Source organism: Promicromonospora citrea (assembly GCF_013004695.1).
GTDB lineage: Bacteria > Actinomycetota > Actinomycetes > Actinomycetales > Cellulomonadaceae > Promicromonospora > Promicromonospora citrea.
Genome location: NZ_JABEMG010000006.1, coordinates 52,827 through 76,648, shown reverse-complemented (window position 1 = coordinate 76,648; position 23,822 = coordinate 52,827). Strand labels below are relative to the sequence as shown.

At 71.7% G+C, this 23,822-nt stretch carries 19 protein-coding genes and 1 pseudogene; 5 read left to right on the top strand and 15 right to left on the bottom strand.

Going from position 1 to position 23,822, the window contains the following annotated elements; all coding sequences use genetic code 11:
• The coding region (locus tag HLB15_RS02640; RefSeq protein ID WP_249359852.1) for a phosphoribosyltransferase at nucleotides 1–229 on the top strand (229 nt) is incomplete at its 5' end.
• Here the strand turns inward: HLB15_RS02640 and HLB15_RS02635 are convergent.
• A complete protein-coding gene (locus HLB15_RS02635; RefSeq protein ID WP_171103402.1) occupies nucleotides 171–932 on the bottom strand; it encodes a phosphatase PAP2 family protein in 762 nt (253 codons plus the stop codon). The genes HLB15_RS02640 and HLB15_RS02635 overlap by 59 nt on opposite strands.
• Nucleotides 933–1,075: 143 nt before the next feature.
• On the opposite strand from HLB15_RS02635, the gene HLB15_RS02630 reads away from it, so the two are divergent.
• From HLB15_RS02630 to HLB15_RS02620, 3 genes and pseudogenes are all read left to right on the top strand, one after another.
• Complete coding sequence (locus HLB15_RS02630; RefSeq protein WP_171103400.1) at nucleotides 1,076–2,626, top strand: sensor histidine kinase; 1,551 nt, start codon at nucleotides 1,076–1,078, stop codon at nucleotides 2,624–2,626.
• On the top strand, nucleotides 2,623–3,309 hold the full coding sequence (locus HLB15_RS02625) for a response regulator (protein ID WP_229785393.1): 687 nt from the start codon (nucleotides 2,623–2,625) through the stop codon (nucleotides 3,307–3,309). The genes HLB15_RS02630 and HLB15_RS02625 overlap by 4 nt, the downstream gene beginning before the upstream one ends.
• Before the next feature lie 137 nt (nucleotides 3,310–3,446).
• A pseudogene (locus HLB15_RS02620) lies at nucleotides 3,447–3,720 on the top strand (phosphoribosyltransferase); the annotation flags it as partial.
• A gap of 4 nt (nucleotides 3,721–3,724) precedes the next feature.
• On the opposite strand, the gene HLB15_RS02615 reads toward HLB15_RS02620, so the two are convergent.
• The 7 genes from HLB15_RS02615 to HLB15_RS02585 all read right to left on the bottom strand — a co-directional run bounded on the left by HLB15_RS02615 (nucleotide 3,725) and on the right by HLB15_RS02585 (nucleotide 12,695).
• Complete coding sequence (locus HLB15_RS02615) at nucleotides 3,725–4,414, bottom strand: LuxR C-terminal-related transcriptional regulator (RefSeq protein ID WP_229785395.1); 690 nt, start codon at nucleotides 4,412–4,414, stop codon at nucleotides 3,725–3,727.
• Complete coding sequence (locus HLB15_RS02610) at nucleotides 4,411–5,772, bottom strand: sensor histidine kinase (protein ID WP_229785397.1); 1,362 nt, start codon at nucleotides 5,770–5,772, stop codon at nucleotides 4,411–4,413. Before HLB15_RS02610 ends, HLB15_RS02615 begins: the two co-directional genes overlap by 4 nt.
• Nucleotides 5,773–5,798: 26 nt before the next feature.
• Complete coding sequence (locus HLB15_RS02605; RefSeq protein WP_171103395.1) at nucleotides 5,799–7,010, bottom strand: FAD-dependent monooxygenase; 1,212 nt, start codon at nucleotides 7,008–7,010, stop codon at nucleotides 5,799–5,801.
• A complete protein-coding gene (locus tag HLB15_RS02600) occupies nucleotides 7,007–8,425 on the bottom strand; it encodes an MFS transporter (protein WP_171103392.1) in 1,419 nt (472 codons plus the stop codon). Before HLB15_RS02600 ends, HLB15_RS02605 begins: the two co-directional genes overlap by 4 nt.
• 153 nt (nucleotides 8,426–8,578) lie before the next feature.
• Nucleotides 8,579–10,831: an FtsX-like permease family protein gene (locus tag HLB15_RS02595; RefSeq protein ID WP_171103390.1), complete on the bottom strand. Its 2,253-nt coding sequence runs from the start codon at nucleotides 10,829–10,831 to the stop codon at nucleotides 8,579–8,581.
• Nucleotides 10,831–11,622 carry an ABC transporter ATP-binding protein gene (locus tag HLB15_RS02590; RefSeq protein ID WP_171103387.1) on the bottom strand — a complete coding sequence of 264 codons (792 nt, stop codon included), beginning with the start codon at nucleotides 11,620–11,622 and terminating at the stop codon, nucleotides 10,831–10,833. Before HLB15_RS02590 ends, HLB15_RS02595 begins: the two co-directional genes overlap by 1 nt.
• A gap of 122 nt (nucleotides 11,623–11,744) precedes the next feature.
• A complete protein-coding gene (locus tag HLB15_RS02585; protein ID WP_171103385.1) occupies nucleotides 11,745–12,695 on the bottom strand; it encodes an amidohydrolase family protein in 951 nt (316 codons plus the stop codon).
• Nucleotides 12,696–12,801: 106 nt separating this feature from the next.
• Between HLB15_RS02585 and HLB15_RS02580 the strand changes: the two genes are divergently transcribed.
• Entirely contained in the window at nucleotides 12,802–13,449 is a 648-nt protein-coding gene (locus tag HLB15_RS02580) for a TetR/AcrR family transcriptional regulator (RefSeq protein WP_171103383.1), read from the top strand.
• A 117-nt stretch (nucleotides 13,450–13,566) separates the two neighbouring features.
• Here HLB15_RS02580 and nrdF read toward each other — a convergent pair whose 3' ends face one another.
• From nrdF to yicI, 7 genes are all read right to left on the bottom strand, one after another.
• Entirely contained in the window at nucleotides 13,567–14,547 is a 981-nt protein-coding gene (gene nrdF, locus HLB15_RS02575; protein ID WP_171103381.1) for a class 1b ribonucleoside-diphosphate reductase subunit beta, read from the bottom strand.
• Nucleotides 14,548–15,351: 804 nt separating this feature from the next.
• Nucleotides 15,352–17,487 (bottom strand): class 1b ribonucleoside-diphosphate reductase subunit alpha, encoded by a 2,136-nt coding sequence (nrdE, locus tag HLB15_RS02565; RefSeq protein ID WP_268240998.1) that lies wholly within the window; start codon nucleotides 17,485–17,487, stop codon nucleotides 15,352–15,354.
• A gap of 11 nt (nucleotides 17,488–17,498) precedes the next feature.
• Nucleotides 17,499–17,933: a class Ib ribonucleoside-diphosphate reductase assembly flavoprotein NrdI gene (gene nrdI, locus HLB15_RS02560; protein ID WP_171103379.1), complete on the bottom strand. Its 435-nt coding sequence runs from the start codon at nucleotides 17,931–17,933 to the stop codon at nucleotides 17,499–17,501.
• Between the two features lie 35 nt (nucleotides 17,934–17,968).
• Entirely contained in the window at nucleotides 17,969–18,211 is a 243-nt protein-coding gene (gene nrdH, locus HLB15_RS02555; RefSeq protein WP_171103378.1) for a glutaredoxin-like protein NrdH, read from the bottom strand.
• A 388-nt stretch (nucleotides 18,212–18,599) separates the two neighbouring features.
• Nucleotides 18,600–20,000, bottom strand: coding sequence for a serine hydrolase domain-containing protein (locus HLB15_RS02550; RefSeq protein WP_171103377.1), 1,401 nt, complete (start codon nucleotides 19,998–20,000; stop codon nucleotides 18,600–18,602).
• Nucleotides 20,001–20,104: 104 nt separating this feature from the next.
• The gene (locus tag HLB15_RS02545) at nucleotides 20,105–21,541 is read right to left on the bottom strand and encodes a GH1 family beta-glucosidase (protein WP_171103376.1); all 1,437 of its coding nucleotides are present in this window, start codon (nucleotides 21,539–21,541) and stop codon (nucleotides 20,105–20,107) included.
• Nucleotides 21,538–23,814: an alpha-xylosidase gene (gene yicI / locus HLB15_RS02540; RefSeq protein WP_171103374.1), complete on the bottom strand. Its 2,277-nt coding sequence runs from the start codon at nucleotides 23,812–23,814 to the stop codon at nucleotides 21,538–21,540. The genes HLB15_RS02545 and yicI overlap by 4 nt, the downstream gene beginning before the upstream one ends.
• Nucleotides 23,815–23,822 lie beyond the last annotated feature (8 nt).

Sequence of the window (23,822 nt, the reverse complement as noted above, 5' to 3'; positions counted from 1 at the left end):
CGGCGCCCGCGTGCTCGTGGTCGACGACGTCGCCGACTCCGGCCGCACCCTCGCCCTGGTCATGGATCTCCTGGCGAAGCAGGGCGCCGAAGCGCGTTCGGCCGTGCTCTTCACGAAGCCGCGCTCGATCATCCGACCGGACTACTCGTGGAAGGACACGGACCTGTGGATCACGTTCCCGTGGTCCGCCGAGCCGCCCGTGACCGGCGCCCGGTCGATCGAGGCCTGAGGGGTTCGGCGCGGGCTGCCGGCGCGGCGCCGAGGTGCGTCGCGAGGCGGACGACGACGGCGGTGACCGAGCACGTGACCAGCACTGCCAGCGCGAGGCCCGACGCCACGTCGTGCACGTAGTGCACTCCCGCGGCGACGCGCGCTCCCGCCACCGCGAGCGCCAGGGGCACCGCCACTGGCCACAGCCGCGGCGCGACCAGCACGCACGCCACCGCCAGCGCCCCCGCGACCGTCGAGTGGTTGCTCGGCCAGGACCAGTCGCCGGCCGCGGGGCACGGCAGCACGGCGGCCACGTCGACCACCCGGCACGGCCGTTCCTCGGTCACGATCGCCTTGACGAGCTCGCTGGTCGCGTAGGCAACGACCGTGCCGGCTCCGGCCGCGACGAGCAGCCGGAAGCCGGGGCGGTCGCGGCGCCAGGTGTACAGGGCGAGGCCTGCCGTGACGCCGAGCAGGACCAGCAGCCCCCGGTCGGCGACCAGCCCGGCGAAGCCGGCGAGGGCGGAGCCCGCGGTACCTCCCGCCGCGGCCGCGAAGAGCCCTTGCCGGGCCGGCCAGGCCAGGAGCCCGACGGTCGCGAGGACGAGGAAGGCACCGGACGCGGCAGGGAGGACGGCGCGAGGCAGAGCGCGCGGCACGAGCCCGGTGTGGCGGGACTCCGAGGTGTGCCGAGGTGCCTGTGCATGACGTGTGGTGGACATGCCGAGAACGGTAGGCACCGGCCTCGGCGGCACGGATCTGTCGTGGGTCAGGACCTGTCTATGACCAGGGTCCTAGTCGCGTGCTCGCACGATCAGACCTCCGAGGGAAGCGCACGGCGCGGGTTGTCGGCGACGATGGTCCGGTGACGCGAACGACCGAGGCCTTCCCGGCCGCCACCCGTGTGCCGGTGCTGCGCCTGCTCGCCGCGGCGGCGTTCTCGGTGCTGCTCGTGCTCGCGGGCACGGAGGCCTGGTGGATGGTGCCGCTCGCGGCCGTCGCGGCGCCCCTCGGGTTCACGCCGGGCGGCGGACGGCTCGGTGTCGTGGCGATGGCCGTCGCCGTGGCGGCGGGAGCCGTCGCGGTGCTGGCTGGGTGGGCCGACCTGCGGGACGTGCTGGTCGGCACCGCCCGTGGTGTGCTGACGGGCGCGCTGCCCTGGGCGGTGGCCGTCGCCTGGCGGGCGCGACGCACCGCCGAGGCAGAGGCGGCGCTCGCCCTCGTCCGCGAGCAGGACGCCGAGCGGCTGCGAGCCGAGACCGGGCTCGCCCGGCAGCGGCTGCACCTCGCCGAGACCTTGCACGACGACCTGGGGCACGCGCTGAGCCTCGTCGCCGTCAACCTGGGGCGGTTGGAGCTCGAGCTGGAACGTGGTGGCGAGGTCGCGGCAGGTCGCGACGGCCGCGTGCTCGAGTCGGTGGCGCTGGCTCGTCGGCAGGTCTCCGACGCGGTCGCCCGGCTCGGCGCCTCCGTTCAGGCCCTGCGCGCGGGGCGCGGCGCGAACCTGCGGCACGAGGACGGTCCGACCGGTGTCGACGCGCTGGTCCTGGAGGCACGGCGCTCCGGAGCCGACGTCGTGCTGACCGGGTCACCCGGCGCGGCGGCTCTGGAACCGTTCGGTCCCGCGGTCGTGCGGGTGGTCCAGGAAGGGCTGACCAACGCGCTCCGGCACGCCCCCGGCGCGCCGGTCCGGGTCGAGCTCGTCGCGACGGGCCAGGACCGGCTGGTCGTGTCCATCCGGAACCCGTTGCCGACGACCCCTGCCCTGCCGGCCTCGGGGGCCCCGGCCGACGGCGCCGGGCCGTCGACCGCCCCGACGGTGCCGACCGGGTCCGGTGGGCGCCTCACCTCGGCGGGAGCACCGACGACCGGCGGCACCGGCCTCCGGTCCCTGACGGAGCACGTGCGCACAGCGGGCGGAACCGTCACGGCCGGGCCCGACGGTGACGACTACGTGCTCCGGGTCGAGCTGCGGGCAGGGCAGGTGGACGAGGTGGCGCCACCCGCGGACCCGGTCCCCGACGCTGGTGCGCTCCGGGACGCCCGCTCGGTCACGCACGGGCTGGCCCTGGCCCGGCGACGCGGCGGAGTGCTCCTGCTCGCCGCCGTGCTGGTCCCCACCGCGGCCCTGGCCGCCGTGGCGGTCGCGATCCAGGTCGCGGACACCTTCGACGCCCGGCGGGCGCTGCTCGGCCCGGCGGCGTTCACCCGTATCGGTCCCGGCGACCCGCGGTCCGAGGTCGAGCCGCTCCTGCCTGCCACGACGCTCGACGCACCACCCGGCGCCGACCCCGCGTGCGACTACTACGCCGTGACGGCCGACCCCCTCGCGGACGCGTCGGGCGACGCCTACCGGATCTGCTGGGCGGGTGACCGGGTCGCCTCGACCGACCTCGTGGTGGGAGCGGCCCGGTGAGCGGCGCCGCCGTGGACGACGGGCCACCCGGCGCGCCGTTGCGAGTCCTGCTCGCGGACGACGAGCCGCTGGTCCGCGCCGGTCTGGCGGGGATCCTGGAGACCGATCCGTCCGTGCGGGTCGTCGCTCAGGTGTCGTCGGGCGAGGAGGCTATGGCCGCCGTGCGGGCACACCGGCCGGACGTCGTGCTGCTCGACGTCCGGATGGAGCCCGTGTCGGGGCTGGAAGCCCTGGCTGCGGTTCGGCGCGACGGTGGTGAGCCGGCCTGCCTCATGGTCACCACGTTCGGCGAGGACGAGTATGTCGCCGAGGCCATCCGTCTGGGCGCGGACGGCTTCGTGCTCAAGTCGGGCGACCCGCGGGAGCTGCTGCTCGCGGTTCACGCCGTGGCGGCGGGCGGCGCCTACTTCTCACCGTCGGTCTCGAGGCGTCTGCTGCAGGCCGGGCTCGGCACCCGGTTCGTGGCGGAGCAGGACGCCCGCCGCCGTTTCGAGCGCCTGACGCCGCGCGAGCGGGAGGTGCTTGTCCTGATCGGCGAAGGGCTGTCGAACGCCGAGATCGCCGGTCGCCTTCATCTGGCCGAGGGCACGGTCAAGGTGCACGTCTCCTCGATCCTGCGCTCCACGGGCGCACGGAACCGGGTCGAGGCCGCGCTCGTCGCGGCGCACGCGACGGCTCGGTGAGCGTCGCTCACCACACCCTGGCCCCGGCGAACGGCGTCAGCTGCCGCCACCGTCACCCGACGACCCGAAGGCCCGGACGCGGGCGAGGAAGGTGACGGGCCGCTCCGGGTCGAGCTCGACGAGGAGGTCGTCGCCCGCTGAACATCGAGTTCTCCACGGACGTGGGCCAGACCCTCGACGACCCGCGCGTGCTGCCCCCGCTCATGGACACCTCCGAGCTACCCGGCGCCCGCGTGCTCGTGGTCGACGACGTCGCCGACTCCGGCCGCACCCTCGCCCTGGTCATGGATCTCCTGGCGAAGCAGGGCGCCGAAGCGCGTTCGGCCGTGCTCTTCACGAAGCCGCGCTCGGATCACGTTCCCGTGGTCCGCCGAGCCGCCCGTGACGGGTGCGCCGTCGATGGACGCGTGAGCCCTCAGGCCCCCAGGTAACGCAGCACCGCGAGCACCCGGCGGTTGTCCGCCGCGTCGTGCGGCAGGTCCAGCTTCTGGAAGATCGACGCGACGTTCTTCTCCACGGCGCCCTGGGAGAGGAACAGCTTCTCCGCGATACCGCCGTTCGACCGGCCCTGCGCGATGAGGTCGAGCACCTCCCGCTCCCGGGCGGTCAGCCGCGAGCGCCCGGCGTCCCGGTCGGAGGCGCCCATGAGCTGCGAGACCACTTCGGGGTCGAGCACGGTCTCGCCCCGGGCCACCCGTGCGAGCGCCTGGGTGAACTCCCCCACGTCGACGACGCGGTCCTTGAGGAGGTAGCCCACCCCGCGCGCGTCCCCCTGGAGCAGCACACCGGCGTACCGGGTCTCCACGTACTGCGAGAAGAGGAGCACGGGGAGCCCGGGGAACCGCTCGCGCAGCGCGACCACGATGCGCAGGCCCTCGTCGGTGAAGGTGGGTGGCATGCGGATGTCCGAGACCACGACGTCGGGCAGCGCCGACTCGTTCGCGAGCCGCACCACCTCGGCCTCCAGCTGGTCGCCGTCCGGCACCGCCGTCACGTGGTAGCCCCGCCGGGCCAGCAGGGCCACCAGTCCGTCCCGCAGGATGCCGGAGTCTTCCGCGAGCACCACCCGCATGCCCTCCGACGGTGTCGTGTCCGGAACGGTCATGCGCGTTCTCCTGTTCGTGGGCGAGATCCTGCGGCGGCGCGCACCGCGGGAAGTGTCATGGTCACGACGGTGGGTCCGCCGAGCGGGCTCGACAGCTCGAACGTGCCGTCGACCGAGCCGACCCGGTCGGCGAGCCCGCGCAGGCCCGACCGCAGCCCGGACCCGTCGGGCGGCACCACGGTCGCGCCACCGGCGCCGTCGTCGCGCACCGAGATGTGCAGGGTGTCGCCGCCACTGTCGGTGACTGTGGCGACGCGCACGTGCACGCTCTCGGCGCGCGCGTGCTTGGCCGCGTTGGTGACCAGCTCGGCGATCGAGAAGTAGACGATGGACTCGACGGCGGGGGCCAGCCGGCCGCGCGCCTCGACGTCGGGGGCGACGTCCGCCGTGACCGGGAGCGGCGCCCGGGCGGCGAGCGTCTCGAGGGCGACCGCGAGGCCGCTGTCCAACGCCGGTGGGTGGATGCCGCGGGCCAGCTCCCGGAGCTCGGCCAGGGCGTCCTTGGTCGACGCGTGCGCCACCTCGAGCAGCTCGCCCACCGCGTCGGTCGCCCCCGAGGCCAGCTGCTCGCGCGCCTCGCCGAGCTGCATCCCGACCGCGACCAGGCGCGCCTGCGTCCCGTCGTGCAGGTCCCGTTCGATGCGGCGCAGGCGGGCGTCGGCGTCCTCCACCGTGCCCGCGCGGGAGCGTTCCAGCTCGGCGACGCGCAGGCTGGCGGCCGTGGGGCCGAGCAGCGCACTCGTCAGCAGCCTCAGCACGGCGACCGGGGCCGACTGGATCACCGGCCAGAGCACCAGCAGCGCCAGGCCGCACACGGCCACGAGGGCCAGGCCGGCCGGGTTGTGCCACGAGCTGTCCATGGCCAGGTCGGGGGGCAGCGACCAGAACCAGGCCCAGTAGGTCACGGCGCCCGCCCCGAGCACGAGGCACCCCGTGCTCAGCACGAACCCGACGAGGGACACCGGCAGGACCGCGAGCATGAAGAGCAGCGCTCGCCAGCCCGCCATGTCGCCGAGGGCGGCGCCGAGCCGCGGCCAGAAGCCGCTGCGTCGCGGGCGGGGCGGCGGCGCCGCGACCTGGGTGTCGAGCAGGTCCTCGCCCAGGCGGCGGTAGGTGGCGCCCCACCACCGCCCGCCCGCCACGAGCCCGCCGGCGATGAACAGGCCCACCACCGTCACCGCGGCGACACCCGTGAACACGACGGTGAACAGCACGTACGCGAGCGCGAAGGGTCCCAGGAGCAGCACGAACCACAGGTAGCCGTACGCGCGCCAGGTGTCGTACGACAGCGGCGTGCGGAGCACCTGCGTCCACGCGGGGCCCCGCCCGGGTCGCCGCGATCGCGCGTCGAAGGTCATGGCTTTCATCCTCTCAGGCTCCCGCGTCACCGCCACGCCGGCGCCGGCTCGGGCAGCACCAGCGCGGAGTGCGCGGGCTGCGGCGTCGTCGCGGGCAGGGCGACGAGGTCGCGGAGCATGGTGTTGCGCCGCTCCAGCGCCTCGGCGGTGGTGGGGAAGAGCCGGGCGCCGCCCGTGTCGACCAGCGCCTGGTTCCTCGTGACGAAGTCGCGGGTGTCGCGCTCGTACGCGGCGAAGGCCTCGGCGTGGTCGCGGTGCGTGGCCAGGGACCTGGCGAGCATGTAGCTGCCGACGAGCGCCAGGCTGGAGCCCTGCCCGGTCAGGAACGACGGCGCGTAGGCGGCGTCACCGACCAGCGCCACCCGGCCGCTCGACCAGCGGGGCATACGGATCTGCCCCGCGGTGTCGAAGAACAGGTCGTCGGCCTGGTGCATGGCCTTGACGATGCTCCCGACCTCCCAACCCGCGTCGGCGTAGGTCCTGGCGACCAGGTCCCGCTGGGCGTCCGGGTCCCGCAGCACGTGGACCGGCTGTTCCGGCTGGGAGAAGTTGAGGAAGGCGTGCAGGTCGTCGTCGGCGTCCCCGGTGGCGTAGAGCGCGGCGGCCCTGCCCGGGGTGTTCCACATCAGCAGCTCGCGCGTCAGCCCGAAGATGTTGGGCATGGTGAACACCGCGAAGCCGTAGCCGAGGTACCTGTGGAACTGCTCCTCGGGTCCGAAGAGCGCCTTCCGGGTGCCCGAGTGCATGCCGTCGGCGCCGACCACGACGTCGAAGGTGCGCTGCCGCCCACTCCGGAACGTGACGTCCACACCGTGCTCGTGCTGGTCGAGGACGGCGACGGAGTCGTCGAACAGGAACTCGACGTCGTCCCGGACGGTCGTGTACAGGGCGGCGGTCAGGTCGCCGCGCGCCACCTCGAGGTCCTGCCCCTCGGTGCTCCCGGCGACGGCGTACGGGTGCAGGGCGGCCACCTCGGCGCCGTCGGCGTCGAGAAAGGTGAACCGGCCGGTGTCGATGTGCGCCGTGCGCAGCCGGGGCAGGATCCCCATGCGTCGGACCACGTCGACCGCCGTGCCGCGGACGTCGATCGGGTAGCCGCCGCCGCGCGGCGCGTGCGCCTTCTCGACGACCGTGACGTCGAACCCGTACCGGTGCAACCAGTAGGCCAGCGTGGGGCCGGCAAGGCTGGCGCCGGCGACGAGGACCGTGCGTCCGGTGGTGGGGGTCTGCGAGATCATGACTGGACTTCCTTCTTCAGGTGACGGACGACGAACAGGGAGAGCACGGCCAGGACGGCCGCCGCCACGAAGCCGGTGACGAAGGCGGACTCGGCGGGCACACCGGAGGCGGGGTCGTTGCCCGCGTCGAGGATCGAGCCGGCCACCTGGCCACCCGCGACGGCGCCGATCAGGCGGATCACCACGAGCAGGCTGGTCGCGATGCCGGTGTCCTTGGCGGCGACGGCGGTGGCGGTGCTGGCGAGCAGCGCCGTGGTGATGAGGCCACCGACGAAGGCGGCGAGCGCCCGGGCGACGACGAGCTGCCACACCGTGTCGTGCAGCGCGGCGACGGCGACGAGGATGCCCGCCGTGGCGACGGCGCCGGAGGTGGCGACGGTGCGTGCGCCGTAGCGCTGGACCGCGAGGCCGCCGACCGAGCCTGCCAGCACGCCGGCGATCGAGGCGGGCATCATGAACAGCCCGATGTCGGTGGTGCCGAGCCCCATGCCGTAGCCCTCGCCCGACACCTGGAACAGCTTGGGGACGAACGTCTGCAGCATCGCGGAGATGGCCGCGACGGCGACCGTGAGCACGGCGGCGCTCCACATGGCGGGTGCTGCCAGCATGCGCAGCTCGACCATCGGCGCGACCGCGCGTCGCTCGACGGCCACCCACGCCGCGCCGAGCGTGGCGACGACCAGCACGATGCCGCCGACCGCCAGCGGCGGGACGCCGCCACCGGTCACCACGAGGAGTCCCAGCATGAGCGCGACGAGCGTGGCGCTGAGCAGGGCCACGCCCGGCCAGTCGAGCCTGGTGTGCTGCTCGCTCGGCGGGTCGTTCGGCATCAGCCGGAGCACGACCGCCGTCGCCGCGATGATCACGATGGTCGGCGCCGCGAAGATCCAGTGCCAGGACAGGCCCTCCGCGAGCGGCCCGGCGACCAGGGTGCCCACGATGCCGCCGGCGGTGAACAGCGCGCTCACCACGCCGATGGCCACCTGCGTCTGGCCCGTGGGGAAGTTCTTGCGCACCAGGATGAACGACAGGGGCAGCGCGCCGACCATGGCACCCTGCAGCGTCTGGCCGACCAGCAGCACCGGCAGGTTCGGGGCGAGGCTCGACAGCAGGCCTCCCGTGGAGACCAGCGCCATCAGCGCGAGCAGCACCCGCTTGCCGCCGTACCGGTCGCCGAGCTTGCCGGCGATGGGCGCGACGATCGCACCGGTGATGAGCAGCGTGCTGGCGATCAGGGCCGCCGCGGCCGAGTCGACACCCAGCTCGCGCTCCAGCAGCGGACGGGCTGGGTCCACCACGGTCTGCAGGGTGCCGAGGGCCAGGGCGAGGGCGCCCAGCGCACCGATCGCCGGCTTGCCGATGCGGGCCGGGACCGAGCGCTCGGCCGGCGCCGGTGAGGTGAGAACGAGCGTCATCTCAGTCCCTCCCAGGGGTGGTGAGGTGCGGGCTGTTGTCCATACCTCGAACGTAGGTTTCGGGGCATGTGCCCCGGAATGGAGGGACCCGCCGGGGGCACGGAGGATTTCCTCCGAGCCCCGGCGGGCGGTATCCGAGTGGCCCTCCGGGCGCTACTCGATCGAGACGGCGGCCTCGGCCGGGCGGCCGCGCGTGGCCTGCCACGCCGGGAGCAGCGTGGCGCCCAGGGTCAGCAGCACGACCAGGGCCACGATCGCGACGTAGGCCAGTGGCGGTCCCGCGGGGATCAGGGAGCCCAGGCGGTCGACGCTGAGCGGTACCAGGATGCCGAGCGCCGCGACGGTGCCCAGGACCACGCCGGTGACGGCCACGATCGCGGCCTCCACACCGACCATCTGCAGCACCTGGCGGCAAGTCGAGCCCACGAGCCGCTGCAGGCCGAACTCCCGCTGCCGCGCCGAGGTGCTGGACACCAGGGTGTTGATCGTGGTGATCGCCGAGTACCCGACGAGCATGAGCACCATGATGGAGATCGCGTAGGACGCGGTCTTCTTCTGGTCGTCGTACTCGTCGAACAGGATCTCCCGGTCGGCGACGGTCAGACCGTCCCGGGTGGCGGCGAGGTCAGTCAGGGTGGCCACCAGCTGCTCGGGGTCGGTGCCGTCCTGCGCGGTGACCAGGGCGCGGGTCGGGAAGCCCGCGGTGGTGTGGTCCGCCAGGGTCTCGGCCGGGAGCAGCAGCGTGTCGTAGTCCTCCGCGGCGGAGAACAGCGCGGCCACCCGCACGTCCAGGAGGGTGCTGTCCCCCATCCGGAGCGTGATCGTGTCGCCCACGTCGACGCCGAGCCGGCCGGCGTGCGCGTCCTCGATCGCTACCGTCGCACCCTGCAGGTCGGTGAGCGCCCCGGCGGTGACGTCCACCGGCGTCGTCGCCCCGGCGCCCTGCGCCGTGACGCCCTGCAGGTTCCAGCCCTCACCCATCGGTGACACGTCGTCCGGACTCTCGACGAAGCCGACGCTGCTGACGTACGCGGACGCCCCAGCGACGCCGGGCAGCCGGCCGATCTCCTCCACCAGCCGCGGGTCGACCCCGCCGTCCGCCGTGACCACGGCGTCGGCGACGATGCCGGCGGCATAGGCCTGCTTGTCCGCGGCGTCGTTGGTGGTCTGCAGGTACAGCATCCCGGTCGACACACCGGTCAGCAGGATGACGGGACCGAGCACGGCTGCCAGCCGGCTGGTGCGGCCCCGGGCGTTGAGCACGGCGAGGTCGCCGGTGAGCCCGCCGAGGGCACGCACCGGCCACTGGATGGCGAAGATCATGACCTTCGCCAGGACGGGCGCGAGCATCGCGAGCCCGATGGTCAGCACGATGACCGCGGGCGCGGCGGTCGCCGGGGCGAGCGGCCCGCTCAGCGCCGTGACGGTGACGATCGTCAGCGCGACCCCGGCCGCGACGAACAGCAGCCCGGCGAGGAACCGCCACCCGCTGATCAGCCGGCCGTCGAGCGACGCCTCGGAGAGCGCCTGGCTCGGCTTGGTGCGCGCCGCCCGCCGTCCGGCACCCAGGGCACCGCCGAGGGCGGCGAGGACCGCCACGACCGTGGCCGCCACGGACGGTATCCAGCCCTGGTGGAAGGCCACGCCCGCCGTCGCGATGCCCTGCTGGGCCAGCAGGTCGAACACGAGCCCGCCCAGGAACTGACCGGGCAGATAGGCGGCGGCGGTCGCGACGAGCGAGAGCACGAGGGTCTCGCGGAAGATCAGCGTGCGCACCTGCCGGGGCGTGGCCCCGATGGCGCGCAGCAGGGCCAGCTCCTTGTTCCGCTGGGCGATCGAGAGGCCGAGCATCGACGCCACGCCGAAGATCGACACCAGCAGCGCGAACGCGGTGAAGACGCCCGCGAGCGAGACCACGTTCACGCTGGTGGCCGTGGCTCCGCGCAGCTCCGCCCGCCCGCGCTCGTCGCCCACCAGGGTCGACGTCGTCGCGTCCAGCTCGGCGTCGATGCGCGTGCGCAGCTCGGCGACGTCGGTCCCCGGCTCGGCGACGACGCCGATCGCGTCGACGGTCCCGGCCGGCGGGGTGCCCTCGAAGACATAGGTGTCGGTCTCCTGCACGCCGGGCAGCGCGGCGATCACGGTCTCGAGGCCCGCGTCGACGCGGACCCGCTCGGGCAGGACGGCCGGCTCGTCCGTGTCGCCGCCGGGTGCGTGATAGGTCTGCTCGCCGGCGACGACGACGTCGGCCGCACCGAGCTGCTGCGGCGGGACCGCCGCCCGGATGCCGGTCTCGATCAGTCCGCCGCAGGCCATCAGGACGATGGCGGCGAAGAACATGGCGATGAAGGCGGCCACGAACGTGCCCGTCCGGAACCGCAGGGTGCGGAGTGCGAGCTGCAGCATCAGCGCTGCCCTCCCGCCGCCGGTGCCCGGCGTGCCTCGTCCGAGTAGGCGCCGAGGCGGGTCATCCGCTCGGCCACGGCGTCCGCCGTCGGCGACTGCATCTCCCCCACGACGCGCCCGTCGGCGAGGAACAGCACGCGGTCGGCGTAGGAGGCGGCGACCGGGTCGTGCGTCACCATCACGATCGTCTGCCCGGTCTGCCGCACGGAACCCCGCATCAGGTCGAGCACGTCGCGCGCGGTCCGCGTGTCCAGCGCGCCCGTCGGCTCGTCGGCGAAGATGACGGCCGGCTCCGTGATCAGCGCCCGCGCGATGGCGACCCGCTGCTGCTGTCCGCCGGACAGCTCCGCCGGGCGGTGCCTGCGCCGCTCACCCAGGCCCACCTGCTCGAGCACGCTCGCGACCCGACCCCGGGCCGGGCTGCGGCCGGCGAGCCGGAGCGGCAGCGTCACGTTCTGCTCGACGGTCAGCACCGGGAGCAGGTTGAACGCCTGGAAGATGAAACCCACCCGGTCGCGCCGCAGCTCCGTCAGCTCGGTCTCCGTCATGGTGCTCAGCTCGCTGTCCTCGAGCACCACCGAGCCCGACGTCGGCTGGTCGAGCCCCGCCGCGCACTGCAGCAGAGTGCTCTTGCCCGAGCCGGACGGACCCATGATGGCTGTGAACGTGCCCCGCCCGAACCCCGTCGTCACGTCGTCGAGCGCGACGACCTCGTTGCCGCGCCGGCCGTAGACCTTGCGGACCGCCGTCAGCCGGACCGCGTCGGTTCCTCCACCTGTGCCTGTGAACATTCCTTGCCCGTTCCCCCCGTGCCGCGCCGTGTTGCGCGGGCACTGCTCGACGCTACGAACGCACGGGGGTGGCCCACCATGGTGCCACCTGGTGAGCGGGGGTAAGGAAATCTGCAGTCTTGTCAGGCGGCGCTGCGGCCACGGGTGAGGAGCCGCTCCGCGTTCCGGGTCGTCCGGCCCCGCCACCCGTCACCGGCCACCTGGTCCAGACCGCCCAGCAGCCGCCCCGCGAGGTCGGCGGGGGTCCAGGGGTAGTCGCTGCCGTACAGCAGGTGCTCGCGATCGGCGACCGCCTCGAGCACGGCCATCTGCTGCGCGCTCGGCGTGCCGGCCAGGTCGAAGTAGAAGGCGCGCAGCTGGTCCTGGACGGTGCGACCGCCCTCCCCGCGCAGCAGCGTCCGGAACATCTCCACGCGGTCCGCGAGCAACGGGATGACGCCTCCCCCGTGCGGCACGATCACCCGGATGCCGGGATACCGCTCGGCGCTGCCGCTCAGGACGTACTCCACCACCGTCCGCGCCGTGTCGAAGAGGAACTCGATCATCGGCCGGGGGAACCCGAGGTCGACCACCTCGTGGCAGGCAGCCGAGGTGGGGTGGAGGAAGACGACGGCGGCGCGCCGGTTCAGCTCGCTGAGCACCTGGTCCATGCGCTCGTCGCCGAAGTAGACGCCCTGACTGTTGCTCATGAGCACGACGCCGTCGGCCCCCAGGGTGTCGAAGGCATGGTCCAGCTCGGCGAGCGAGCCCTCGACGTCGGGCAGGGGCAGGCTGGCAAAGAGGCCGAACCGGTCGGGGTGCGCGGCAACCTCCGCGGCGCCCGCCTCGTTGACGGAACGGGCCAGCTCCCGCGCTGCGGCGTCGTCGCCGAAGTGCACACCCGGCGAGGAGATCGACAGCATCGACCGGCCGATGCCCAGCTTGTCCATCAGGCGTAGCTGATCGTCGACGCGCCACCTCGGCCAGAACGCCTCGGGCATGCCGTCGGCCTGCGCGTGCCCGCTCGCCTTCGCGGTCTCGATGTAGTGGTCCGTGGTGAAGTGCGCGTGCACGTCCACGAGGTTCTCAGCCATGGGGTGTTCCTCTCGCCCTGGTCGGCGGCGACGGCCACGCTTCTTGGACCGCGCTCCAATTTTAGGGTACACCCCAAGATTGGGGAGTCATTGGTAGCCTGCGGCCATGTCAGAGGCCCCACGTCGAGAACGGAAACGGGCGATCGCGCGTCGGCACATCGCCGACACCGCGGCGCGACTGTTCGGCGAGCGCGGCTTCGAGAACGTCGCGGTGAGCGAGGTCGCCCGCGCCGCGGACGTCGCCGAGCAGACCGTGTACAACCACTTCCGCACCAAGGAACGGCTCGTCACCGACCGGGGTGACGAGATCGAGGACCACCTGTGCCGGCTGATCCGTGACCGGGGAGAAGCTCTGACCCCGGCAGCAGCGATCCGTGACTACGTGCTGGACTACGTCGACAGCATCCGCACCACGCCCGACGACGTCTGGCGCGGCGAGCTCGCGCACCTCGCGGCGCAGAGCCCGACCGTGCGGCGTCTCACGCTCGAGATCCTCGCTCACCAGGCGCGCGCGATGGCTGCTGCGATCTCGGAGTCGGGGCAGGTGGCACCGGGCACCGCCCGCCTGCAGGGGATCGCCCTCGCCGGCGTGTACCAGATCATGATCGAGGAGGCGGGTACCCGCACCCGCGACGGTCAGAGCCAGGCGCAGATCGCCGATGACCTGCGCCCGCTGATCAGCTCGCTCCTGGACGAGCTGGACCGCTGGTTCGGAGGCGCGCACCCCCGCCCACGCACGCCCCCGCCGAGGTAGTCACCTGGCGAAGTAGTCACCGGGCGAAGTAGACGAACAGCGAGGTAGTCACCTCGACAGGGTGACTACCTCGCTGCGTGACTACCTCGGCGGGGTGGGGTGGGGAAGCCGGGGTGGTCAGAAGTCCCAGTCGTCGTCCTCGGTCTCCACGGCCTTGCCGATGACGTACGAGGAGCCCGACCCCGAGAAGAAGTCGTGGTTCTCGTCCGCGTTCGGCGAGAGCGCCGCGAGGATCGCGGGGTTGACGTCCGTGTCCTCCTTGGGGAACAGCGCCTCGTAGCCCAGGTTCATCAGGGCCTTGTTGGCGTTGTACCGCAGGAACCTCTTGACATCCTCGGTCAGCCCCAGCTCGCCGTACAGCGCGTCGGTGTACTCCACCTCGTTCTCGTACAGCTCGAAGAGCAGGTCGAACGTGTAGGCCTTGAGCTCCTCCTGCTCCGCAGGCGACACCAGCGCGAGGCCCTTCTGGTACTTGTAGCCGATGTAGTACCCGTGCACCGCCTCGTCACGGATGATGAGGCGGATGAGGTCGGCCGTGTTCGTGAGCTTGGCCCGCGAGGACCAGTACATCGGCGCGTAGAAGCCCGAGTAGAACAGGAACGACTCGAGCATGGTCGAGGCGACCTTGCGCTTGAGCGGGTCGTCGCCCCGGTAGTAGTCGAGCACGATCTCTGCCTTCTTCTGCAGGTTCGCGTTGTTCTCGGACCACTCGAACGCGTCGTCGATCTCCGGCGTGGACAGCAGGGTCGAGAAGATCGACGAGTAGCTCTTGGCGTGCACGCTCTCCATGAAGGCGATGTTGGTGTACACCGCCTCCTCGTGCGGGGTGAGCGCGTCCGGGATGAGCGACACGGCGCCGACCGTGCCCTGGATCGTGTCCAGGAGCGTCAGACCGGTGAACACACGCGTGGTCATGACCTTCTCGGGCTCGCTGAGCGTGTGCCACGACTGGATGTCGTTCGACACCGGCACCTTCTCGGGCAGCCAGAAGTTGCCGACGAGGCGGTCCCAGACCTCGAGGTCCTTCTCGTCCTGGAGCCGGTTCCAGTTGATCGCCGTCACGCGATCGATGAGCTTGAGCTTGCCCGTGGGTGACATGCCAGTTCCTTTTCCTAGTTGCCGGCCCGTTACTCGTCGTCCACCATGCAGAACCTGCATGTGGGACTCGTACGTCCTGTGTTCGTGTGATAGCGAGTGTGCGCGCTCCGCGCGCTCGACGGCCTGGGAACACCTTTTCGCACGGCGGACATGTTGGCTCGCGTCTCCGCACTCGCGGTCTTCCCGTAGTTGGGGTTCTTCTCGCCCTTCCGCATCTCCGAGAGCGCCTTCCGAGAGTCCACCGACCACTGGTGCCCGAACGACGGGTGGTCCTTACCGAACTTTCCATAGTTCGGGTTGGCAGCCCCAGCAAACGTTCCCTTCCGCTCCGCAGACCACTTGGCGCGCTGCTCCTCAGTGTGGTGCCCCCCAAAGAAAGGATGCAGCGCGCCAGGTCGGCTGACGCCCTTGCGCCCTGTCGACCTGAGTCTTGCGGCCTCCCGCTGCTCCTCCGTCCACACCACGCCCGTCGGACCCAAGCCACCCTCGGCCACGTTGAGCAAGCCGTGGCCCGCAGACCTGAACCAGCGGATGTAGTCGATCTCTGCACGACCCAGCTCCGAAAGCGTGAGGAAGTGGTCGGCCAAGACCAGGGCCTCCGCCTCCTGTGCGTGCTTCCGAAGCCAGTCGTAGAACGGCGTCTTCCTGCCAGAGCGCGCGACCAGCAAATGCTTCTGGAAACGAGCCCGTACGGTCTTCGTGGTCAGCCCGATGTAGCGGTACTCTCGCGATCCTTCAATCCGGATCCCGTATATCCGCCCCACTGAACCGTCTCTTTGGCGGGCTTCGGCACTCATCTCAAGCTCACAGCATGCAAGAGACGCAGTCCTCGACGGACGTTCCCTCGAGAGCAAGCTGACGCAGACGGATGTAGTAGAGGGTCTTGATCCCCTTGCGCCACGCGTAGATCTGCGCCTTGTTCACGTCGCGCGTGGTGACGGTGTCCTTGAAGAAGAGCGTGAGCGACAGGCCCTGGTCCACGTGCTGCGTGGCCGCGGCGTACGTGTCGATGATCTTCTCGTACCCGATCTCGTACGCGTCCTGGTAGTACTCCAGGTTGTCGTTCGTCATGTACGGCGCCGGGTAGTACACGCGACCGAGCTTGCCCTCCTTGCGGATCTCGATCTTGGCGGGCACCGGGTGGATCGACGACGTCGAGTTGTTGATGTAGCTGATCGACCCGGTCGGCGGCACCGCCTGCAGGTTCTGGTTGTACAGGCCGTGCTCCATGACCGAGGCCTTGAGCTCCCGCCAGTCGTCCTGCGTCGGGATCGCCACGCCGGCGTCGGCGAAGAGGCGGGCGACCCGCTCGGTCGCCGGCGTCCACTCCTGCTCGGTGTACTTGTCGAAGTACTCGCCCGTGGCGTACTTCGACTCCTCGAAGCCGCCGAACTTCTGCTTCCGCTCGATCGCCAGGCGGTTCGACGCCGCGATCGCGTGGTAGGCCACGGTGTAGAAGTAGATGTTCGTGAAGTCGATGCCCTCGTCGGAGCCGTAGTAGATGTGCTCGCGAGCCAGGTAGCCGTGCAGGTTCATCTGGCCGAGGCCGATGGCGTGGCCCTGGTCGTTGGCCCGCTTGATCGACGGGACCGACTCGATCGACGTCTGGTCGCTCACCGCGGTCAGGGCGCGGATCGCGGTGTCGATCGTGCGGCCGAAGTCCGGCGAGTCCATCGCCTTGGCGATGTTCAGCGAGCCGAGGTTGCAGGAGATGTCCCGGCCGACCGTCTCGTAGGAGAGGTCCTCGTTGAACGTCGACGGCGTCGAAACCTGCAGGATCTCGGAGCACAGGTTCGAGTGGGTGATGCGGCCCTTGATCGGGTTCGCCTTGTTCACCGTGTCCTCGAACATGATGTACGGGTACCCGGACTCGAACTGCAGCTCCGCGAGCGTCTGGAAGAAGTCGCGGGCGTTGATCGTCGTCTTGCGGATGCGGTCGTCGGCGACGAGCTCGTCGTACTTCTCCGTCACCGAGATGTCCGCGAACGGCTTGCCGTAGACACGCTCGACGTCGTAGGGGCTGAACAGGTGCATCTCGGCGTTCTTCTTGGCCAGCTCGAACGTGATGTCCGGGATGACGACGCCGAGCGAGAGCGTCTTGATGCGGATCTTCTCGTCGGCGTTCTCACGCTTCGTGTCGAGGAACCGCAGGATGTCGGGGTGGTGGGCGTGCAGGTAGACCGCGCCGGCGCCCTGTCGCGCACCGAGCTGGTTCGCGTAGGAGAAGGAGTCCTCGAGCAGCTTCATCACGGGGATGACACCGGACGACTGGTTCTCGATGTGCTTGATCGGCGCGCCGTGCTCGCGGATGTTGCTCAGGAGCAGCGCGACGCCGCCACCGCGCTTGGAGAGCTGCAGCGCGGAGTTGATGCCGCGCGCGATCGACTCCATGTTGTCCTCGATGCGCAGCAGGAAGCAGGACACGGGCTCGCCGCGCTGCGCCTTGCCGACGTTGAGGAACGTGGGGGTCGCCGGCTGGAACCGCCCGGAGACGACCTCCTCGACGATGTCGCGCGCCATCTGCTCGTCGCCGTCGGCCAGGCCGAGCGCGACCATGCTCACGCGGTCCTCGAAGCGCTCCAGGTACTTCTTGCCGTCGAACGTCTTGAGCGTGTACGAGGTGTAGTACTTGAAGGCGCCGAGGAAGGTCTCGAAGCGGAAGTTCTTCGAGTACGCGAGCTGGAACAGCTCCTTGACGAACGACCGCGAGTACTTGGCCAGCACCGTCGGGTCGTAGTACTCGGCCTCGACGAGGTGGTCCAGCTTCTCCTCGAGCGAGTCGAACTCGACCGTGTTCGGGTTGACGTGCTGCAGGAAGTACTGGCGCGCGGCCTCACGGTCCTTCTCGAACTGGATCTTCCCGTCCGGGCCGTAGAGGTTCAGCATGGCGTTGAGCGCGTGGTAGTCGAGCTGGAGTGACTCGAGCGGGATCTCGCTCACGCCCTCGCCGGTCAGGCTGAGAGGCTCAGTGGTTGTTGCTGCCAAAATCGTCCCAATCCGTTGCGGACGCGCGTGACGTCCTGCGCCGTTCCCAGAAGCTCGAAGGCGTACAGGTACGGGACATCACACTTCGCGGCGATGATGTCTCCGGTGATGCAGTACGCGGCCCCGAAGTTGGTGTTCCCCGCGGCGATGACGCCGCGGATGAGCGACCGGTTGTGTTCGTCGTTGAGGAACTTCCTCACCTGACGCGGGACGGCCCCGCCCTCGTTGCCGCCACCGTAGGTGGGGGCCATGAGGACGTAGGGCTCGTCGACGCGCAGGAAACCGTCGGCCGGGCGGAGGGGTATCCGGTGCACCGGGATGCCGAGCTCGTCGAGCGCGAGCTTCTGGACGAACCGGTGCGTGTTCTCGGACACGCTGGAGAAGTAGACGAGAGAACCCACGTCACGCCCCCTTGCCGACGTCGCGGTGGTGCAGGTCAGGCCGAGGCGGCCTGGAGCGCGGCGACCGCGCTGATCTTGTCGGGGCGAAAGCCCGACCAGTGGGTGTCACCGGCCACGACGACAGGAGCCTGGAGGTAGCCGAGGCCGCGCACCATCTCGAGCGCCTCGGCGTCCTGCGTGATGTCGACGACCGTGTACTCGACACCCTTGCGATCCAGTGCCCGGTACGTCGCGTCGCACTGCACGCAGGCCGGCTTGCTGTAGACCGTGACGCTCATGTCCGCCTCCTCTGACCTCGAAGAACACCCGTGAACTTACGCCGGTGTGCTTTGTTCGCGGGTCTGCGTCTCCCGCTGGACCAAACACTACACCTTGTGTCTGACGCTCGCTCGCTTACGACATGTTGTGGTCGGACCCCGATCACCACAGCGTGCCGGGGCGGCCGGGAGGGCCTCGTGAGCCTCCTGGGACCATGCTGCCACGACCCTCTGACACCGCACGGGAGGCGGCCTCGCGCGCTTCCCGGAGCCCTTCCCGCCACCCCGCCGGGAGGGCAGGGAAGCCGCACCTGAGCGGCCGTCGGAGGGCCCCGCGAAGAGATTCAGATCGCGGCGTGTCGCGGCCCGTCGGCGTGTCGCGCCGGCCGATCCGACACCGTGCGGTTTGTCACAGAACGTGCCACCCGGTGGCGTCGTGCCCCCCGGGGATCTCCGCCTCCGGCGCGTACGGCGTGCGCGTGAAGCAGAACGTGCCGACGTCCAGGGCCACGACGCGCCCGTCGCGCTCCACGGGCCGGAGCGTCTCACCGTGCCAGTAGCCCGCTGTCACGCCCACCCAGGTGCCCGGCTCGTCAGCCGGGACGAACTCCGTCGCGCGGCCGCCGTTCGCACCCGCCAGGACGAGCCGCTCGCCCGCGGCGCCCCGTGCGCAGGCGAGCGTGTAGGCCACAGGACCCCAGTACCAGTCCCCCACGAGCCGGGCCGCGAGCCCGGAGCCCGTCCCGCGCGCGGGAGCGCCCGCTGACGAGTCCGCGCCGGCCGACCGCCGCCACGCCGCCAGCAGCCCCGTCCCGTCACCGAAGCCACCCGTGCTGGACCCGAGCACGGCGACGGCGTCCCCCGTGGCGAGGTCCACCCGCAGGTCGGACGTGAAGCCGGGCACCGACCCGGAGTGACCCGCCGTGCGCACCGGCGCGCCGTGGCCCAGCACGTCGTTGCGCACGCGGACCCCCAGACCGTAGGTGCCCGTCCAGGCGGCCCCGGGCTCGTCCACGACCACGCGGGGCGCGGTCATGAGCTGCCGGGCCGTACGGGGCAGCACGGCCTCCCCCGCGACGCCCAGGGTGTCGTGGCAGGCCAGCCAGGTCCCGAACCGCACGAGGTCCGACGGCGTGGACCACACCTCGCCGGCGGGCCCCAGGGCGAGGTAGTCCGGCACCGGCTCGGCGTGCACGAGGTCCTCGTGCGGGTGCACCGCGTAGCCGGCCACGTGCGGACCGACGGGCACGCGCCCGGTCGAGGCCATGCCGAGCGGCGCCCACACCTCGTCCCGCAGCACCTCGTGCCAGGCACGGCCGCGCGCCACCTCCACGAGCCGACCGAGCACGGCGTAGCCCACGTTCGAGTAGTGGTAGCGGGTGCCGGAGGCCGCGAGCCGGGGCAGGCGGGAGGACACGATCTGCTCCCACGTCGAGCCGCCGGCCCGCTCCCACCAGGGCCCGGCGGGTTCGGCGGGCAGCCCGCTCGTGTGGCTCAGCAGCTCCGCGACCGTGGCGTCGGCCGCGGGGGCGTCGGGCAGGTGGGCGCCGACCGGGTCGTGCAGCGCGGCCTTGCCCTCCTCGACGAGCCGCAGCACCGCGACGGCCACCATCGGCTTGGTGATCGAGCCGATGCGGAAGGCGTGCTCCGGCGTGGGCGCGTCCGCGAGCGCCGGGTCCGCCGCGGTCCCGGCCCACGCCACGGCTCCTCCGCGCCCGACGGCGGCGGACAGCGCGGGTGCCCGCGACGCCGTCCGCAGGTCCCCCAGCAGACCCTCCAGCACCTCGAACCCGCCCACGACCCCGTCCATGGGCACAACCTAACGCCCGGCGCGCGCGGTGGGTGACGGCGCGGGTGACGACGGACGGCCGCCGCGCACGGGTGTGCGCGGCGGCCGTCCGGGCCCGGTGCGGGTCAGGCGGGCGTCACGTCGTCCACCGACGGCAGGGTGTTCGTCGTGGCGAGCCGGCGGTACCAGTGCGCCGAGTCCTTCCAGGTGCGCTCGAGCGTGTCGTAGTCGACCCGGATGATGCCGAACCGGCGGTCGTAGCCGTAGGCCCACTCGAAGTTGTCGAGCAGCGACCACGCGAAGTAGCCGCGCACGTCGACGCCGCGGTCGCGGGCCACGCCGAGCGCCTCGACGTGGTCGTGCAGGTAGGTGACGCGCTCGACGTCGTGCACGCGCGCCACGCCGTCCTCGACCACCACGGTGTCGGCGAAGGCCGCGCCGTTCTCGGTGACCATGAGCGGCTGGTCCGGGTAGGTCTCGTGCAGCGAGACCAGCAGGTCCGTGAGGCCCTCGGGCTCGATGTTCCAACCCATGGCGGTGTACGGGCCGGGCTGGGGCAGGAACTCGACGTCGTCCGCCGCGACCCAGGGGGTGCCGGCGGAGTCCTTGTGGCCGTCGGCCTGCTGCCGCTCGCCCTCGCCCGTCCAGTGCCGCACGCGCGCGGTCGAGTAGTAGTTCACGCCGAGCACGTCGAGCGGCTGGCGGGTGATCTCGAGGTCGCCGTCCTGCACGAACGACCAGTCCGTGACCGACGCGGTGTCCCGCAGCAGGTCCTCGGGGTAGGCGCCGTCGAGCACCGGGCCGAGGAAGGCGCGGTTGGCGAGCGCGTCGACCTTGCGGACGGCGCCGAGGTCCGCCTCGGACGACGGGTCGTCCGGCCGGAACACGTGCAGGTTGAGCGTGATCGACGTCTTCGCGGCGTCGCCCAGCACCTCGCGGATCTGCTGCACGGCGAGGCCGTGCGCGAGGTTGAGGTGGTGCACCGCCTGCAGAGCGGCGAGGGGCTCGGTGCGGCCCGGCGCGTGCACGCCCGACCCGTAGCCCAGGTACGCCGAGCACCAGGGCTCGTTGAGGGTGGTCCACACGTCGATGCGGTCGCCGAGCTCCTCGGCCATCCGCCGCGCGTACCGCGCGAACGCGTAGGCCGTCTCGCGGTTGGTCCAGCCGCCTGCGTCCTCGAGCTCCTGCGGGAGGTCCCAGTGGTAGAGCGTGACGACGGGCTTCACGCCGGCCGCGATGAGCGCGTCGACGAGGTCCGAGTAGAACCGGATGCCCTCGGCGTTGAACTCGCCCGACCCGCCCGGCTGCACGCGCGGCCACGCGATGGAGAACCGGTAGGCGCCCAGCCCCAGGTTCTTGATGTGCTCGACGTCCTCCTGCCACCGGTGGAAGTGGTCGTCCGCGACGTCGCCCGTGTCGCCGTTCAGCGTCTTGCCGGGCGTGTGCGAGAACGTGTCCCAGATGGACGGGCCGCGCCCGCCCTCCGTCGCACCGCCCTCGATCTGGTACGACGCGGTCGCGGATCCCCAGAGGAAGTCGCTGGGGAAACTCCGTGCACTCACAGTGCCACCTCTCCCGGGCCGGTGGCCCGAACGGTCTTGCCTTCGCTCTCGACGCCCCATTCACCTGGGGCGTCATCACTGGTCACCCGGACGACGCCGGAGGCGCACCGCACGCGGAACGTCGCGGGGGCGCCGGTGCCACCGGGGACCGTGATCTCTTCGTCGAACCCTTCGGGCAGACGGGTGCAGCGTAACGTCACGCCCTCGGCCCATGCGTAGTCGGGCCGGTCGTCCCGATCACCGACGGGCAGGACCGTCCCCGGCCGGACGAGGACGGGCAGGGTGTCGAAGCCGTGCTCCTCGGTCACCCAGCGCGGGCCGGTGACGGTGGGGGCGAGCCCGTCCGCCGCGACCTCCGGGAGGCGGGTCCACTCGCCGTCCGGCACGTAGACCTCGGCGGTCGTCTCGTCGAAGACGGGCGCGACCAGCAGCGACGGTCCGAGCATGTACTGCGTGTCGACCGCTGCCGCCGTCCGGTCGCCCGGGAACTGGAGCACCATGGGCCGCATCACCGGGGTGCCCTGGCCCGCCGCCTCCTGGCCGAGCCCGCCCAGGTACGGCATGAGCCGCATCTTCAGCCGGGTGAAGGTGCGGGTCACGTCGACGGCCTCGTCGTCGAACGCCCACGGCACGCGGTAGGAGCCCGAGCCGTGCAGGCGCGAGTGCGAGGAGAGCAGGCCGAACGCCGTCCACCGCTTGAAGACGGCCGGGTCGGGCGTGCCCTCGAACCCGCCGATGTCGTGGCTCCAGTACCCGAACCCGGACAGCGACAGCGACAGCCCGCCGCGCAGCGACTCGGCCATGGCCACGAACGTCGACTCGCAGTCGCCGCCCCAGTGCACCGGGTACTGCTGGGTGCCGGCCGTCGCGGACCGCGCGAAGACGACCGCCTCCCCCTGCCCGCGCTCCTGCTCGAGCAGCTCGAAGACCGCCTTGTTGTACAGGTCGGCGTAGGCGTTGTGCATGCGCTGCGGGTCGGAGCCGTCGTGCCAGACGACGTCGGTCGGGATGCGCTCGCCGAAGTCCGTCTTGAAGCAGTCGACGCCCTGGTCGAGCAGCACGCGCAGCTTGTCCTGGTACCACGCGGTGGCCTCGGGGTTGGTGAAGTCGACCAGGCCCATGCCGGCCTGCCACCGGTCCCACTGCCAGACGTCGCCCTCGGGCGTGGTGACGAGGTAGCCCTTCTCCATGCCCTCGCGGAACAGGTGCGAGCGCTGGGCGATGTACGGGTTGATCCACACGCACACCTTGAGGCCGCGCTCGTGGAGCCGGGCGAGCATGCCCTCGGGGTCGGGGAACGTGGCCGGGTCCCACACGAAGTCGCACCAGTGGAACTGCCGCATCCAGAAGCAGTCGAAGTGGAACACCGACAGCGGGATGCCGCGCTCGGCCATGCCGTCGATGAAGCTCGTGACGGTGGCCTCGTCGTAGCTCGTGGTGAACGACGTCGACAGCCACAGCCCGTACGACCAGGCCGGGACGACGGCGGGCCGCCCCGTCAGGGCGGTGTACCGCCGCAGGATGTCCGCCGGGGTGGGCCCGTGGATGACGTAGTACTGCAGCGCCTGGCCCGGCACCGAGAACTGCGTGCGGCTGACGACCTCGGACCCGACCTCGAACGAGACCCGCTCGGGGTGGGCGACGAACACGCCGTAGCCCCGGTCGGTGAGGTAGAACGGGACGTTCTTGTAGGCCTGCTCGCTCGCGGTGCCGCCGTCCTCGTTCCAGATGTCGACGCTCTGGCCGTTCTTGACGAACGCCCCGAACCGTTCGCCCAGCCCGTACACGTGCTCGCCGACGCCGAGCCCGAGCTGCTCGTGCACGAAGTCGCCCTCCGGCGTGGAGGCGACCCCGATGCTCCGCTCGGAGGAGGTGGTGAGCACCCGGCCGCCGGCCACGAAGTCGACGTGCCACGGCCCGTCGGTCGACACCCGCGCGGTCAGGCCACCCGACGTGAGCTCGGCCGGGCCCTCGCCCGGCGCCGCCGGCGTCGTGACCGTGACCGAACCCGGCTGCCGGTGGACGGCGAAGTGCGGTCCCCGGTCGCGGCGGCCCTGGTGGTGCTCGATGCGCACGCCGATGACGTCGTCGGCCGGGGCGTCGAACGTGACGGTCACGAGCGGGCGGTTGAGGGTGTCACCCCGCTTGGTGATCGGCGCCGTCGGCGCGTACACGGTCAGGGTGCCGTCGCCCGCCTCGACCGCGTCGACGTCGCGGGGCCGCAGCATCTCGACCCCGGGCCGCAGGTGCCAGTAGCCGTCGGTGAACTTCATGGGTGGAA